This window comes from Curtobacterium sp. MCLR17_054 (assembly GCF_003234335.2).
Classification (GTDB): Bacteria; Actinomycetota; Actinomycetes; order Actinomycetales; family Microbacteriaceae; genus Curtobacterium; species Curtobacterium flaccumfaciens.
This window is the reverse complement of record NZ_CP126263.1, coordinates 771,109-785,159: the sequence shown is the minus strand read 5'-3', so window position 1 is coordinate 785,159 and position 14,051 is coordinate 771,109. Positions and strand designations below refer to the sequence as shown.

At 73.0% G+C, this 14,051-nt stretch carries 12 protein-coding genes; 3 read left to right on the top strand and 9 right to left on the bottom strand.

What is annotated here, in order from left to right:
* Positions 1-7 precede the first annotated feature (7 nt).
* From glmU to DEJ08_RS03805, 8 genes are all read right to left on the bottom strand, one after another.
* A complete protein-coding gene (gene glmU, locus DEJ08_RS03840) occupies positions 8-1,435 on the bottom strand; it encodes a bifunctional UDP-N-acetylglucosamine diphosphorylase/glucosamine-1-phosphate N-acetyltransferase GlmU (protein WP_111054913.1) in 1,428 nt (475 codons plus the stop codon).
* Between the two features lie 150 nt (positions 1,436-1,585).
* Positions 1,586-2,968 carry an MFS transporter gene (locus tag DEJ08_RS03835; RefSeq protein ID WP_111054914.1) on the bottom strand — a complete coding sequence of 461 codons (1,383 nt, stop codon included), beginning with the start codon at positions 2,966-2,968 and terminating at the stop codon, positions 1,586-1,588.
* A 624-nt stretch (positions 2,969-3,592) separates the two neighbouring features.
* Entirely contained in the window at positions 3,593-4,624 is a 1,032-nt protein-coding gene (locus DEJ08_RS03830) for an NAD(P)-dependent alcohol dehydrogenase (protein ID WP_111029621.1), read from the bottom strand.
* Entirely contained in the window at positions 4,621-5,883 is a 1,263-nt protein-coding gene (locus DEJ08_RS03825) for an ROK family transcriptional regulator (protein ID WP_111047435.1), read from the bottom strand. The genes DEJ08_RS03830 and DEJ08_RS03825 overlap by 4 nt, the downstream gene beginning before the upstream one ends.
* 47 nt (positions 5,884-5,930) lie before the next feature.
* A complete protein-coding gene (locus DEJ08_RS03820) occupies positions 5,931-6,980 on the bottom strand; it encodes a sugar phosphate isomerase/epimerase family protein (RefSeq protein WP_071405218.1) in 1,050 nt (349 codons plus the stop codon).
* A 34-nt stretch (positions 6,981-7,014) separates the two neighbouring features.
* On the bottom strand, positions 7,015-8,127 hold the full coding sequence (locus tag DEJ08_RS03815; RefSeq protein ID WP_111054915.1) for a Gfo/Idh/MocA family protein: 1,113 nt from the start codon (positions 8,125-8,127) through the stop codon (positions 7,015-7,017).
* Positions 8,112-8,819 (bottom strand): ThuA domain-containing protein, encoded by a 708-nt coding sequence (locus DEJ08_RS03810; protein ID WP_110865025.1) that lies wholly within the window; start codon positions 8,817-8,819, stop codon positions 8,112-8,114. Before DEJ08_RS03810 ends, DEJ08_RS03815 begins: the two co-directional genes overlap by 16 nt.
* Complete coding sequence (locus DEJ08_RS03805) at positions 8,816-10,012, bottom strand: Gfo/Idh/MocA family protein (RefSeq protein ID WP_258367154.1); 1,197 nt, start codon at positions 10,010-10,012, stop codon at positions 8,816-8,818. Before DEJ08_RS03805 ends, DEJ08_RS03810 begins: the two co-directional genes overlap by 4 nt.
* A 97-nt stretch (positions 10,013-10,109) precedes the next feature.
* On the opposite strand from DEJ08_RS03805, the gene xylA reads away from it, so the two are divergent.
* The 3 genes from xylA to DEJ08_RS03790 all read left to right on the top strand — a co-directional run bounded on the left by xylA (position 10,110) and on the right by DEJ08_RS03790 (position 13,864).
* Positions 10,110-11,303 (top strand): xylose isomerase, encoded by a 1,194-nt coding sequence (gene xylA / locus DEJ08_RS03800; protein WP_111054944.1) that lies wholly within the window; start codon positions 10,110-10,112, stop codon positions 11,301-11,303.
* Positions 11,296-12,780 (top strand): FGGY family carbohydrate kinase, encoded by a 1,485-nt coding sequence (locus DEJ08_RS03795; protein ID WP_111054945.1) that lies wholly within the window; start codon positions 11,296-11,298, stop codon positions 12,778-12,780. The genes xylA and DEJ08_RS03795 overlap by 8 nt, the downstream gene beginning before the upstream one ends.
* A gap of 82 nt (positions 12,781-12,862) precedes the next feature.
* Positions 12,863-13,864, top strand: coding sequence for an acetylxylan esterase (locus tag DEJ08_RS03790; protein ID WP_111054917.1), 1,002 nt, complete (start codon positions 12,863-12,865; stop codon positions 13,862-13,864).
* Here the strand turns inward: DEJ08_RS03790 and DEJ08_RS03785 are convergent.
* Positions 13,857-14,051, bottom strand: a complete 195-nt coding sequence (locus DEJ08_RS03785) for a hypothetical protein (protein WP_111054918.1) — start codon at positions 14,049-14,051, stop codon at positions 13,857-13,859. The genes DEJ08_RS03790 and DEJ08_RS03785 overlap by 8 nt on opposite strands.

The window sequence follows — 14,051 nt, the reverse complement described above, 5'->3', positions numbered from 1 at the left end:
CCGGGATCTATTCGCCGTTCGCGAGCCGAGCAGCCTCGGCCGCCGGTGTGCCGGGTCGGTGTTCCTCGACCCATCCGTCGGTGTTGCGCTGTGGGGCGTAGCTGATCGCGAGCGATCCTGCCGGAACGTCCTTGCGGACGGTGGTCCCGGCACCGGTGTACGCACCGTCACCAATCCTAACGGGGGCGACGAACACGTTGTGCGAGCCTGTACGGACGTTCGAGCCGACCTCGGTGCGGTGCTTGTGCACGCCGTCGTAGTTCGCGGTGATGGTGTTCGCGCCGATGTTCGAGTCCTCGCCCACCTCGGCGTCGCCGATGTAGGACAGGTGCGGGACCTTGCTGCCCCGCCCGATCCGGGCGTTCTTCGTCTCGACGAAGGTGCCGATCTTGCCGTCGTCACCGAGGATCGTGCCCGGCCGCAGGTAGGCGAACGGGCCCACCGAGGCACCGTCCCCGATCACGGCGAGGGTGGCGTCGACGCGGTTCACGGTGGCGCGGGCGCCGACTTCGGTGTCGCGCAGCGTGGTGTCCGGTCCGACGACGGCACCGGCGGCGATCGCGGTGGCGCCGATGAGCTGGGTGCCGGGCAGGACCTCGGCGTCGGGCTCGATGGTGACGTCGAGGTCGATCCAGGTGGACGCCGGGTCCTGCACGGTGACGCCGGCGAGCTGGTGGCGGCGGACGATGCGGGCGTTGAGTTCCCGCGCGGCGTCGGAGAGCTGGGCACGGTCGTTGATGCCGGCGACGAGCCACGGGTCGGTCAGGGTGACCACGTCGATGCGCCCGCCGCGCTCGCTGATCAGCGCGGGAGCGTCGGTGATGTACTTCTCGCCCTGGGCGTTCGCCGTGGTGAGCGACGGCAGGGCCGCCCGGAGGCGTGCCACGTCGAACGCGTAGATGCCCGCGTTCGCCTCGGTGATGGTCAGCTGCTCGGCTGTCGCGTCCTTGTGCTCGACGACGCTGACGAAGGCGCCGGAGGCATCCCGCACGATCCGTCCGAGGCCGGTCGGGTCCGGGGCGATGGCACTCACGAAGGTCGCGCCGTTGCCGCCGCCGACGTGGGCGTCGACGAGGAGCCGGAGCGATGCGGCGTCGAGCAGCGGGACGTCGCCGGACAGCACCACGACGGCGCCGTCGAAGTCGGCGGGCAGTGCTTCGACCGCGACCTCGACCGCACGGCCGGTGCCGGGGACGTCGTCCTGGTCGACGACGATCGCGTCGGGGGCGCGCTCGACGACCTCGGCCGCGACGAGGTCACGCTCGTGCCGCACGACGACGACGACGTGCTCGGGGCTGAGCGACGACGCCGTGCGCAGGACGTGCCCGATGAGCGGCAGTCCGGCGAGCCGGTGCAGCACCTTGGGCGTGGACGACTTCATGCGCGTGCCCTGCCCGGCGGCGAGGACGACGACGGCGATGCGCTGGTCGGTCATGCACCCATCCTGGCGCACCGCAGCCCGGGCCGCCCGACGCGACCACGGCCCTGTGCGGAACCGTGCGCACAACCGCAGCCTGTGGACGGACGGGCACCGAGCCTCCAGGCCGCCTGACGGGGAGCTCTGGCAGACCCCGCACGCCGAGGATCAGGCCCGCGCGCCCTGCGGTTCCCGCTTGACGAACGCCATCAGCACCAGCCCGGCGACGAGCACGACGACCACGCCGAGGATCCCGAACCGGGTCGACCCACCGACGGTCACCGCGACGCCGAACAGCGCCGGCGCGAGGAACGACGCGGCCCGGCCGGTGGTGGCGTAGAGGCCGAAGAGCTCGCCCTCGCGGCCGGGGGTCGTCAGCCGCGCCAGATACGCGCGGGACGACGACTGCACCGGGCCGACGAACACGGCGAGGGTCAGCCCGAGCACCCAGAACCACTGCGTCTCGTTGCCGGCGGCGAAGACCCCGACCCCGCACACGGCGAGGCCGACGAGCGAGACCATGATGAGCGCACGCGACCCGAACCGGTCGTCGAGGCGTCCCGAGACGAACGTCGCGATGCCGGCCACGACGTTCGCGGCGATGGCGAACAGGATGACCTGCGACGGCGTGAACCCGAACACCTGCGCGGCGACGATCCCGCCGAACGTGAAGACGGCCCCGACGCCGTCGCGGAACACCGCGCTGGCGAGCAGGAACGCGAGGACGTTGCGCCGCTCGCGCCAGAGCCGCGCGATGTCCCGGCCGAGGTCCGCGTAGGCACTGAACACGCCGCCGCCGCGGGTGCGGTCGGGCACCGCCTCGGGCACGGTGAGGAACAGCGGGATCGAACTGACGGCCAGCCAGACGGCGGCGATGCCGATCGCGACGCGGACGTCCCACTGCCCGGTGGCGACGGTGGCCGGCAACTGCAGGAGCCCGCCGACGACCCCGTCGCCCCGGAAGTCCTGGATGCAGAGCACGAGCAGCAGGACGAGCAGCACGATCCCCCCGAAGTACCCGGCCGCCCACCCGATGGCGGAGACGCGGCCGGTGCGTTCCCCGGAGGCGACCTGCCCGATCATGGCGTTGTAGCCCACGCTCGCGATCTCGTAGGCGACGGTGCCGATGCCGAGCAGGGCCGCTCCGAGCAGCAGGTACGGCTGGCTCGGCGCGACGAAGACCATGCCCCCGATCGACAGCGCGACGCCGATCGTGGCGATGAGGACCGTCCGACGGCGGTGTCCGGACGAGTCCGCGAGCCGCCCCATGGCCGGCGCCACCAGGGCCACGACGATGCCCGCGATGGTCAGTGCGGTGGACACGACGGCCGCGTTGTGCGCGAGCTCACGTTCAACGATCGCCTTGCCGGCCGCGGATGTGTCGCCGACGAGCGCCGGGTCCACGAACGCCCGGCTGGCCAGGTACGTGCTGAACACGAAGGTGGTGACGACCGCGTTGAACGCGGCGGAACCCCAGTCCCAGAGCGCCCAGGAGACGAGCGCGCGCCGGTCGGTGCGCTGCGGCACGACGGCGGCCGGTGAAGCGGTCATGCGCGAACCGTAGCGCGTCCCGGTGACGCGGCGGTGGCCCCGTTCCGGGTCACGTGCGGGACGGGAGGCGCGGGGCGGCCTGGCCCCGCGCCTCCCGTCCGCACCGTGCGTGCGTTGCCACCCGGTGCGAGCTTCCACGCACCGTGCCCGGCTGCAACGCCGCACCAGGCGGCTCAGCCCGCACCGTCCGACAAGCCGCGCACCGTGCGGGACGGGAGGCGCGGGGCGGGCCTGCCCCGCGCCTCCCGCCCGCACCGTGCGTGCGTCCTCACCCGGTGCGAGCTTCCGCGCACCGTGCCCGGCTGCAACGCCGCACCAGGCGGCTCAGCCCGCACCGTCCGACAAGCCGCGCACCGTGCGGGACGGGAGGCGCGGGGCGGCCCTGCCCCGCGCCTCCCGCCCGCACCGTGCGTGCGTCGTCACCCGGTGCGAGCTTCCACGCACCGTGCCCGGCTGCAACGCCGCACCAGGCGCTCAACGCGGCGCGGGGCCCTGCCCCGCGCCTCCCGCCCGCACCGTGCGTGCGTCGTCACCCGGTGCGAGCTTCCACGCACCGTGCCCGGCTGCAACGCCGCACCAGGCGCTCAACGCGGCGCGGGCCGGCGAAAGCCGCACCGTGCCCGCTCAGGCGGGGACGCCGCCGGGGTAGACGACGGACTTGAGCGACTCCGGGTCGGTGTCGCTCTCGAGAGCTTCGCGGACGTCGTCGAGCCCGAAGCGACCGGTGACGAGCGAGTCGAGGTCGACCTGCCCGGATGCGACCAGCTCGATGGCGACCGGCCACGTGTTCGTGTACCGGAAGATCCCGGTGACCGTGACCTCGAGGTTCTGGATGTGCTCGACCGGCAGGGTCATCTCGGAGTTGCCGAGCCCGACCAGCACCGCGGCACCCGCCGGACCGACCGCCTTGATGCCGTCCGACACCGCTCGGGGTGCACCGCTGGCGTCGATGAACGCGTCGACGGGGACGATGTCGGACGCGACGGACACGGCGGTGGGGTCGACGACCTCGGTGGCGCCGTACTCCAGGGCCCGCGCACGGCGCTCCGGCACCAGGTCGCTGACGACGATGCGCGAGGCACCGAAGGCCTTCGCGACCTGGGCGCAGATGATGCCGATGGGACCGGCGCCGGCGATGAGCACCGACGAACCGGGCACGATGCCGGCCTTGCGCACGGCGGCGATACCGACGGACAGGGGTTCGAGGAGCGCGCCGGCCTCGAACGAGACGGCGTCGGGCAGGACGTGCGCGAACTCGGCCTCGATGGTGACGAACTCGGTGAAGGCCCCGTCGACCGGCGGCGTCGCGTAGAAGCGCATGTGCGGGCAGAGGTTGTAGCGGCCGGCCAGGCACTGCGCGCAGCGGTGGCAGGGGCGCTGCGGCTCGATGGCCACGCGCTCCCCCACGCGGGACGGGTCGACGCCCTCGCCGACGGCCTCGATCGTGCCGGAGAGCTCGTGGCCGAGGACGAGGGGCTCCTCGACGACGAAGTCGCCGATGCGACCGTGGCGGAAGTAGTGCACGTCTGAGCCGCAGACACCCACGGCGGCGACCCGGACGAGCACGTCGCCGGGGTCGACGGCGGGGACGGGGCGGTCCTCGACGGTGAGGTCCTGGGTGCCGAGCAGGACGCTGGTGCGCTGGGTGGAGGTCATGCGGTTCTCGCTTCCTCGGCCGCGTCGTCGCGGCCGGACGTGTGGGTGGTGGAGGGGGCGGCTGCGGGCGCCGCGGACATGGTCGCCGGTGCCGGTGCCGCCGGCATCGTGGCGTCGCGCAGCAGCTCCGCGAAGCCGATCTCGGCGGCGCCACGGACCAGGACGTCGCGGCCGAGTGCCGCCGGGACGATCCGGAGCCGATCGGTCATCGCGGCCATCGTCTGCGCCCGGACGTCGGTCTCGACCCGGTCGCCGACGTGTCCGAGCAGCGCACCGAGGAACCCGCCGAGCACGACGACCTCGGGGTCGACGGTGTGGATGGCGTTCCGCAGTGCGGTCGCGAGTGCGGTGACCTGTCGGTCGACGACCCGCTCGACCTCGGGTCGGCCCTCGGCGAGCGCCGCGGCGAGCGCATCGAGGTCGTCCGGCGGGGTCCCGGTCACCGCGGTGAGGGCGGAGCGTGAGGCCTCGGTCTCCAGGCAGCCGACCGCACCGCAGTGGCAGCGGATCCCGTTCGCCGCGACGAAGGTGTGCCCGAGCTCGCCCGCGTACCCGTCGGCGCCGCTGAAGGGCCGGCCGGCGCTGACGATCCCACCGCCGATGCCGCTCGCGCCGCCGTTCAGGTACACCAGGTCGTCGACGCCCCGGGCGCTGCCGTACAGCCGTTCCGCCCAGGCACCGAGGTTGGCGTCGTTCGCGGCCCGGACCGGCAGCCCCAAGCGTTCCGCGAGCGGTGCGGCGAGGGGTTCGTCACGCCATCCGAGGTGCGGGGCGTCGCGCACGGTGCCGTCCTCGACCCGCACGATGCCGGGCACGGCGACGCCGACCCCGACGATCCGGGCCGCCGGTCCGGTGCGGGCGAGGAGTGCTGCGAGGACCCGGGCGACGGCGTCGATGGCCTGCGCCGCGGTCGGCACGGTGGTCTGCGGCTCGACCAGCCGGTCGCGGACGGTGCCGTCGAGGCCGACGAGGGCGACCCCGACGGCGTCGATCTCGACCGTGACCGCGGCGGCGAGGACGTCGGCGGACGCCCGGACGACCCCGCTCGGCCGTCCGACACCGGCACCCGGGGTTCCCGCGGCGGGGGTCTCCTCGTGCACGAGCCCGGCGTCGACGAGTTCCCCGACGAGCGCGAGGATCGTCGAGCGGTTCAGGCCGGTGCGCCGGGTGAGCTCGGCGCGGGTGACGGGGCCGTCCTCGTGGACGAGCCGGAGGACGCGCGCGGCGTTGCCCGGCGTCGCCGTGGGCTGCCGTGCCATTGGTCCTCCTCGGTGGTGGGTGGGGTCCTGCGGTCGTGGTCGGCCGGTCAGCGCGACTGCGAGAACGCGGCGTCGAACGAAGCGTCCGGCGGCGCGATGGTACCGAGCTGCCGGACGAACGCCAGCGCCTCGGGCCCGCCGACGAGCCGGTCCATGCCGGCGTCCTCCCACTCGACGCTGGTCGGTCCGGTGTACCCGATGTGGTTCAGCACGCGGAACACCCGCTCCCACGGCACGTCCCCGTGGCCGGCGGTGACGAAGTCCCACCCGCGCCGGGGGTCGCCCCACGGCAGGTGCGAGGACAGCCGCCCGTTGCGCCCGTCGAGCTGCTTCACCGACTCCTTGCAGTGCACGTGGTACACCCGGTCGGCGAAGTCGAGCAGGAACGCCGCGGGGTCGAGGTCCTGCCAGACGAAGTGCGACGGGTCGAAGTTGAAGCCGAACGCCGGCCGGTCGCGGAACACCTCGAGGGTCCGCGCAGCGGTCCAGTAGTCGTAGGCGATCTCGGACGGGTGCACCTCGAGCGCGAACCGGACCCCGACCTCCTCGAAGACGTCGAGGATCGGCGACCAGCGGTCGTGGAAGTCCTGGTACCCGGCGTCGATCATCCCCGGGGGCACGGGCGGGAACCCGGCGACGGTCTTCCAGATCGACGAGCCGGAGAAACCCGTGACGGTGTCGACCCCGAGCGCCGCGGCGGCACGGGCGGTCCACTGCAGTTCCTCGGCCGCACGCTGCCGCACGCCCTCGGGGTCGCCGTCGCCCCACACGTGCGGCGGGACGATGTCCTCGTGCCGCTGGTCGATGGGGTCGTCGCACACGGCCTGGCCGACCAGGTGGTTGGCGATCGTCCAGACCTGCAGCCCGTTGCGTTCCAGGATCGCCTTGCGCTCGGCGACGTACGAGGGGTCCGTCGCGGCGCGGCGGACGTCCAGGTGGTCACCCCAGCAGGCGATCTCCAGCCCGTCGTAGCCCCACTCGCCGGCGAGCCGGGCGACCTCCTCGAAGGGCAGGTCGGCCCACTGTCCGGTGAACAGGGTGACCGGCCTGGAGGCCCGGGTCGTCTCCGTCGTGTCGCTCGCGTCCGTCGTCGTCATCGTCGTCGTCCTTCTTCGCGGTGGTCGGGTTCCGTCACCAGGATCCGGGTGCGGACCCGGCGGGGACGGTGGCGGGTCGCTCGACGCGCGAGTGCACGTCGACGACCGAGTGGTCTCGGGCGGCAGCGGAGACCGCCTCCATGACTTCGAGCACGTGGAACGCGAGGTCACCGGAGGCTCGGTGCGGCCGGTCCGTCGCGATCGCGTGGGCCATGTCGGCGAGACCGTAGCCGCGGCCGGCATCGGCGTACCCGGCGGCGACCGGCAGGTCGCGCCACGAGCGGTCGTCGGCGGTGGCGATCGACACGGTGTCCGAGAACCGGTTCGGGTCCGGGACGCCGAGGGTGCCCGCGGTGCCGTACACCTCGAACAGCGGGGCGCGGGTGGCCCACACCTCGAACGAGACGGTCACGGTGGAGACCACGCCGTTCTCGTGCTCGAGGATCGCGACGACGTGCGTGTCGATGTCGACCGGGATCGACGTGCCGGCGTTCGGCCCGGTGGCGATCGTCCGTTCGCGGGTGGAGCGGGTGGCGCTGCCGCTGACCCGGACGACCGGCCCGAAGAACGTGACGAGGCTGGTCAGGTAGTACGGCCCCATGTCGAGGAGCGGTCCGCCGCCCGGCTGGTAGTAGAACGCCGGCGCGGGGTGCCAGAGCTCGTGCCCGGGTGCGCTCCAGGCGACGGCGGCACCGACCGGGGTCCCGATCGCGCCGTCGTCGAGGGCGGCCCGTGCGGTCTGGATGCCCGTGCCGAGGACGGTGTCCGGGGCGCTGCCGACGCGCAGGCCGGCTGCGCGGGCTGCTTCGAGCACCGGTGCGGCCTCGGCGGTGGACATCGCGAGCGGCTTCTCGCCGTAGACGTGCTTGCCGGCGGCGAGGGCCCGGGTGGCGATGTCGGCGTGCGCGGCCGGGATCGTCAGGTTGAGCACCACGTCGACGTCGTCGGCGGCGAGCAGGTCGTCCACGGTGGTGCCGCGAACACCCTGTGCCGCACCGACCTGCTGGGCACGGGCGACGTCGAGGTCGGCGACCGCCACGAGCGACAGCCCGGGCAGCGCCGGGAAGTGCTCGAAGTACTGCTGGCTGATGACCCCGACGCCGACGACACCGACGCGGAGCACCCCTTCGTTCACCGTGCTGCCCACAGGAGTCCCCGTTCGATGATGGTGCGGAGTGGCTGCGACTCGACGACCTCGAGGCGGTGCCCTGGTGCGGAGACGAACACGCGGCCCTCGCCCCACTGCCGTGTCCAGATCGCCGGTGCGGTGACCGGGCGGTTCCAGGCGTCGAAGTCGCGCGCGTCCTGGGTGGTGGTCGCGAGGACGTCGTTGTACTCGTCGGACAGCACCCAGTACTGCTCGGTGACGAGGTCGAAGTCCTCGATGCCCTGCGTGATCGGGTGTTCGTGCCCGAGGTCGGTGAGGTGCACCGTGTAGGGGATGTAGTTGTCGGACTGTTCCCCGACGCGCTCGTCGGGGTGCTTGCCGGCGTGGTGGGCGAACTGGCCGCCGACCATGTGCAGGTAGTCGGCGGTGTTCCGGAACGCGTCCGCGATGCCGCCGTGCCAGCCGGCAAGTCCGGCGCCGCCCAGGACCGCGCGCTGCAGCCCGGCGAACTCGTCGTCGGCGATGGTCGACATCGTGACGACCTGCACGATCAGGTCGACCTCGTCCATGACGGCGGCGTCGGCGTAGACGGCCGTCGAGTCCGACACCCGGACCTCGAACCCGTTCTCGCGCAGGAACGGGACGAACAGGTCGGTGGTCTCGACGGGCTGGTGGCCGTCCCACCCGCCACGGACGACGAGCGCCTGGCGGGTCTGCTCGGCGGCGCTCACGAGGTCGCCGTCCAGGTGCTGCCGGCGGCGGCGCTGCGTTCGACCGCGTCGAGGACCCGCTGCACGTGCAGGCCGTCGGCGAACGACGGCGACGGGTCGGTGCCGGCGACGATCGCGTCGACGAAGTCCTTCACCTGGTGGCTGAAGGTGTGCTCGTACCCGATGAGGTGCCCGGTCGGCCACCACGCGGCCATGTAGGGGTGCTCGGGTTCGGTGACGAGGATGCGGCGGAACCCCTGCTCCCCCGCCGGGGCGTTCGACTCGTACAGCCGGAGCTCGTTCATCGCCTCGAGGTCGAACTGGATCGCGCCCTCGGACCCGCTGATCTCGAGCGTCAGACCGTTCTTCCGCCCGGTCGCGTAGCGCGTGGCCTCGAACGTGCCGATCGCACCGTCGGCCGCGCCGCCGTCGAGCCGCGCGGTGAAGAACGCGGCGTCGTCGACGGTGACCTGCCCGCGCTCGCTCGACGCGGTGCCGGAGAGCCCGACCCCCTCGGCCATCAGCGGACGCTCGGTCACGAAGGTCTCGAGCGTGCCGGAGACGGTGGCGAGCGACGCGCCCGTGACGTGCTCGACCAGGTCGATGGCGTGCGCGCCGATGTCACCGAGCGCACCGGAGCCGGCGAGCGACTTGTCGAGGCGCCAGGTCATCGGGCCCTCGGCGTCGGCGAGCCAGTCCTGCAGGTAGAGCGCGCGGACCTGGCGCACGGTGCCGATCCGGCCGTCCTGCACCAGCTGGCGCGCGAACGCGATGGCCGGCACCCGGCGGTAGCTGAACCCGACCATCGCCCGGACACCCTGTGCACGGGCGGCGTCGGCGGCGGCGGTCATCGCCTCGGCCTCGGCGACGGTGTTCGCGAGCGGCTTCTCGCACAGGACGTGCTTGCCGGCCTGGAGCGCGGCGATCGCGATCTCGACGTGCGAGGACCCCGGGGACACGACGTCGACCACGTCGATGTCCGGATCGGCCACGACGGCGCGCCAGTCGGTGGATGCCGCCTGCCAGCCGTACTGCTGCCGCGCGGCCTCGGTGCGTTCGGGATCACGCCCGACGATCACCGCCATCTCCGGCTCGGCTCCGAGGTCGAAGAACCTGGGGGCGGTCCGCCACGCTTGTGAGTGTGCGGCTCCCATGAAGCCGTGACCCACCATCGCGACCCGCAGTCGTTGCTGCACCGTCGACACACTTGCCATCCGCTCGCTCCTTTGCGATCACGTGCTTGCTACAGCCAACACTACCGCTTATGTTGGGCACGGCAACATTTTGTTTCGACGACGAACGGTGACCACCATGGCAACGACGCCCACCCGTGCAGACAAGTTCTCCTTCGGTCTCTGGACCATCGGCTACAACGGCTCCGACCCCTTCGGCGGGCCGACCCGACCCGCCCTCGACGTGGTCGAGGCGGTCGAGAAGCTCGACGAGCTCGGGGCCTACGGCCTGACCTTCCACGACGACGACCTGTTCGCGTTCGGTTCGACCGACGCCGAACGCCAGACCCAGATCGACCGCCTCAAGGGTGCGCTCGAGTCGACCGGGCTCGTCGTGCCGATGGTCACGACGAACCTGTTCTCCGCCCCGGTCTTCAAGGACGGCGGCTTCACCTCGAACGACCGGCAGGTCCGCCGCTTCGCGCTCCGCAAGGTGCTCCGCAACATCGACCTCGCCGCCGAGCTCGGCGCGTCGACGTTCGTGATGTGGGGTGGCCGCGAAGGCTCCGAGTACGACAGCGCCAAGGACGTGCAGGCCGCGCTCGAGCGCTACCGCGAGGCCGTCAACCTGCTCGCCCAGTACGTCACCGACAAGGGCTACGGCATCCGGTTCGCCATCGAGCCGAAGCCGAACGAGCCCCGCGGCGACATCCTCCTGCCGACCCTCGGCCACGCGATCGCCTTCACCGAGACGCTCGAGCGCCCCGAGCTGTTCGGCATCAACCCCGAGGTCGGCCACGAGCAGATGGCGGGCCTGAACTTCACGGCCGGCATCGCCCAGGCGCTCTACCAGGGCAAGCTCTTCCACATCGACCTCAACGGCCAGCGCGGCATCAAGTACGACCAGGACCTGGTGTTCGGTCACGGCGACCTGCAGAACGCGTTCTCGCTCGTCGACCTGCTCGAGCACGGCGCCCCGCAGGGCGGCCCGGCGTACGACGGCCCGCGCCACTTCGACTACAAGCCGAGCCGCACCGAGGACATCACCGGCGTCTGGGACTCCGCGTCGGCCAACATGCGCATGTACCTGCTCCTGAAGGAGCGTGCGCAGGCGTTCCGTGCCGACCCCGAGGTGCAGGCAGCGCTCGAGGCCTCCAAGGTCGGCGAGCTGTCGACGCCGACGCTGAACGACGGCGAGTCGTACGACACGTTCCTCGCCGACCGGTCCGCCTACGAGGACTTCGACGCCGACGCCTACTTCGGCGGCAAGGGCTTCGGCTTCGTCCGCCTGCAGCAGCTCGCCATCGAGCACTTGATGGGTGCTCGTGGCTGAGAACACGGACGAGCGCCAGCTCGTCGCCGGCGTCGACTCGTCGACCCAGTCCTGCAAGGTCACCATCCGTGACGCCGCGACCGGTGCGGTCGTCCGCGAGGGACGCGCGTCCCACCCGGACGGCACCGCCGTCGACCCCCGTCACTGGTGGGACGCGCTCGGTGCCGCCGTCGCGGACGCCGGTGGCCTCGACGACGTCGGTGCCGCCGCGATCGCCGGGCAGCAGCACGGCATGGTCGCGCTCGACGCCGACGGCCGCGTCGTCCGCGACGCCCTGCTCTGGAACGACGTCCGCAGTGCGGACGCGGCCGCGCAGATGGTCGACGAGCTCGGCCAGGAGGCGTGGGTCGCCCGGACGGGGCTGGTGCCGGTCGCGTCGTTCACCGGTACCAAGCTGCGGTGGCTCCGTGACGCGGAGCCCGAGAACGCGGCCCGCGTCGCGGCCGTGGCGCTCCCCCACGACTGGCTGTCGTGGCGGCTCCGCGGGTACGGACCGGCGGACGAGAGCCCGCTCGGCCCCGACCTCGAAGCCCTGGCGACGGATGCGTCCGACGCCAGCGGCACGGGGTACTGGGACCCGGTGCGCCGCGAGTACGACCCGGAGCTGTTCGAGCTCGCGCTCGGGCGGCCGATGCGGCCGGCGTCGATGGGTGACGACGACGCCGTGGTCGTGCCCCGCGTGGTCGCTCCCGACGAGGCGATGGGCACCCTGTCCACCGACGTCGAACTGCCCGGCGGCGCGGTCGCCCGGTCCGGCCTCGTCATCGGCGCCGGACTCGGCGACAACGCCGGGGCAGCGCTCGGCCTGGGTCTCGGCCCGGGTGACGTCGCGGTGTCCCTCGGCACGAGCGGCACGGTCTTCGGGGTCAGCGACGCCGAGGTGCGTGACCCGAGCGGGACCGTGGCGGGCTTCGCCGACGGGACCGGGTCGCGCCTCCCGATCGTCACGACGCTCAACGCGGCCCGCGTGCTCGAGGTGATCGGCGGCCTGCTCGGCGTCGACCACGACGCACTCGGCGAGCTGGCGCTGCAGGCGCCGGCCGGGGCCGACGGCCTCGTCCTGGTGCCGTACTTCGTCGGCGAGCGCACGCCCAACCGGCCGGACGCGACCGCATCGCTGCTCGGCATGACGCCGGCGACCACCGACCGGGCGCACCTGGCCCGGGCAGCCGTCGAGGGGATGCTCTGCGCCCTCGCCGACGGACTGGCCGCGGTGCAGGACACCGGGGTGACCGTCGAGCGGCTGCTGCTCATCGGCGGCGCTGCGCGGAACCCGGCGGTCCGCGCCGTCGCCGCACAGGTGTTCGGCCGTGACGTCCTGGTGCCGGAGCCCGGCGAGTACGTCGCCGCGGGTGCTGCGAAGCAGGCCGCGTGGGCGCTCACCGGCGCACTGCCGACGTGGGACACCGCGACGACCACCGTGCCGTCCGACCCGCACCCCGAGGTGCTCGAGCAGTACCGCGCCGCGGCGCGCTGACCGACGCACCGGATCCGACACTCCCCGCCCCCGGCGCCCTCCACCAGGGTGCCGGGGGCATCATCGTCCCCGGAGGACACCCATGCCACTGACCGACCTGCCCCTCGACGCGCTCCGCGCCCACCACTCGGACGTCCGTCGTCCCGCTGACTTCGACGCCTTCTGGGCGGACACGATCGCCGCCGCCCGGACCGCGGGCGAGGGGTTCGAGACGACCCTCGTGCCGGCCGAGACCCCGGTGACCGGGCTCGTCGTCGAGGACCTGACGTTCCCCGGGTTCGCCGGTGACCCGGTGCGGGCGTGGGTCAACCGTCCCGTGACCGACGACCCGGGCGCGCTGCCGGTCGTCGTCGAGTTCCTCGGCTACGGCGGTGGCCGTGGTCGCCCGGGCGAGCGCGTGCACTGGGCCCTCGCCGGGTACGTGCACGTGGTGATGGACACCCGCGGCCAGGGCTCCGGGTGGGCCGGCGGCGACACCCCGGACCCGCACGGCTCCGCACCGCACGCCAGCGGCTGGATGACGAGCGGCATCGGCTCGCCCGCCGACCACTACTACCGCCGCGTCTACACCGACGCCGTGCGGCTCGTCGAGGCGGTGCGCACGCTGCCCGGGATCGACCCCGAGCGCATCGCCCTGACCGGCGGCAGCCAGGGCGGCGGCATCACGATCGCCGCAGCGGCCTTGGTCGAGGCACACGTCGGACCGGTCGCCGCGGTGCTGCCCGACGTGGCGTTCCTGGCCGACTGGCGGAACGGCACCGACGTCGCGGTCGGCGGGCCGTACCTGGAGCTCGCGCAGTACCTCGCCGTCCACCGCGACGCGGCCGACACCGTGTGGGCGACCGCCGCGTACCTGGACGGGGTCAACCACGCCGCCGGCATCACCGCCCCGGCACTGTTCTCGGTCGCGCTGATGGACGACGTCGTGCCGCCCCGCACGACCTTCGCCGCGTTCAACGCCCTCGGCTCCAGCGACCGCGAGATCGTCGTGTACCCGTACAACGGGCACGAGGGTGGCGGCTTCCGGCACTGGGAGCGTCAGGCGGCGTTCCTGGCGGACCGGCTGCAGCGCTCCGTCAGATGAAGTAGTGGTGCCGGTGGTGGGGGCCGGCGCTCCCGCCACCGACGTCGTAGTGCACGGTGAGGGTCTGCTCCCAGTCGCGTCCGCGGTGGTCGCCCCACTCGAACAGGATGCTGTCCGGCACGACGTCCGGCTGGTGGAGCAGGACCCGCTCCGCCAGCCCGATCAGCCGCTGTTGTCGGGTACGCAC

Coding starts and splice junctions, on each gene's coding strand:
- DEJ08_RS03805 (WP_258367154.1), bottom strand. CDS start 10,012: ATGGCAAGTGTGTCGACGGTGCAGCAACGACTGCGGGTCGCGATGGTG.
- DEJ08_RS03820 (WP_071405218.1), bottom strand. CDS start 6,980: ATGACGACGACGGACGCGAGCGACACGACGGAGACGACCCGGGCCTCC.
- glmU (WP_111054913.1), bottom strand. CDS start 1,435: ATGACCGACCAGCGCATCGCCGTCGTCGTCCTCGCCGCCGGGCAGGGC.
- DEJ08_RS03830 (WP_111029621.1), bottom strand. CDS start 4,624: ATGACCTCCACCCAGCGCACCAGCGTCCTGCTCGGCACCCAGGACCTC.
- DEJ08_RS03790 (WP_111054917.1), top strand. CDS start 12,863: ATGCCACTGACCGACCTGCCCCTCGACGCGCTCCGCGCCCACCACTCG.
- DEJ08_RS03835 (WP_111054914.1), bottom strand. CDS start 2,968: ATGACCGCTTCACCGGCCGCCGTCGTGCCGCAGCGCACCGACCGGCGC.
- DEJ08_RS03825 (WP_111047435.1), bottom strand. CDS start 5,883: ATGGCACGGCAGCCCACGGCGACGCCGGGCAACGCCGCGCGCGTCCTC.
- xylA (WP_111054944.1), top strand. CDS start 10,110: ATGGCAACGACGCCCACCCGTGCAGACAAGTTCTCCTTCGGTCTCTGG.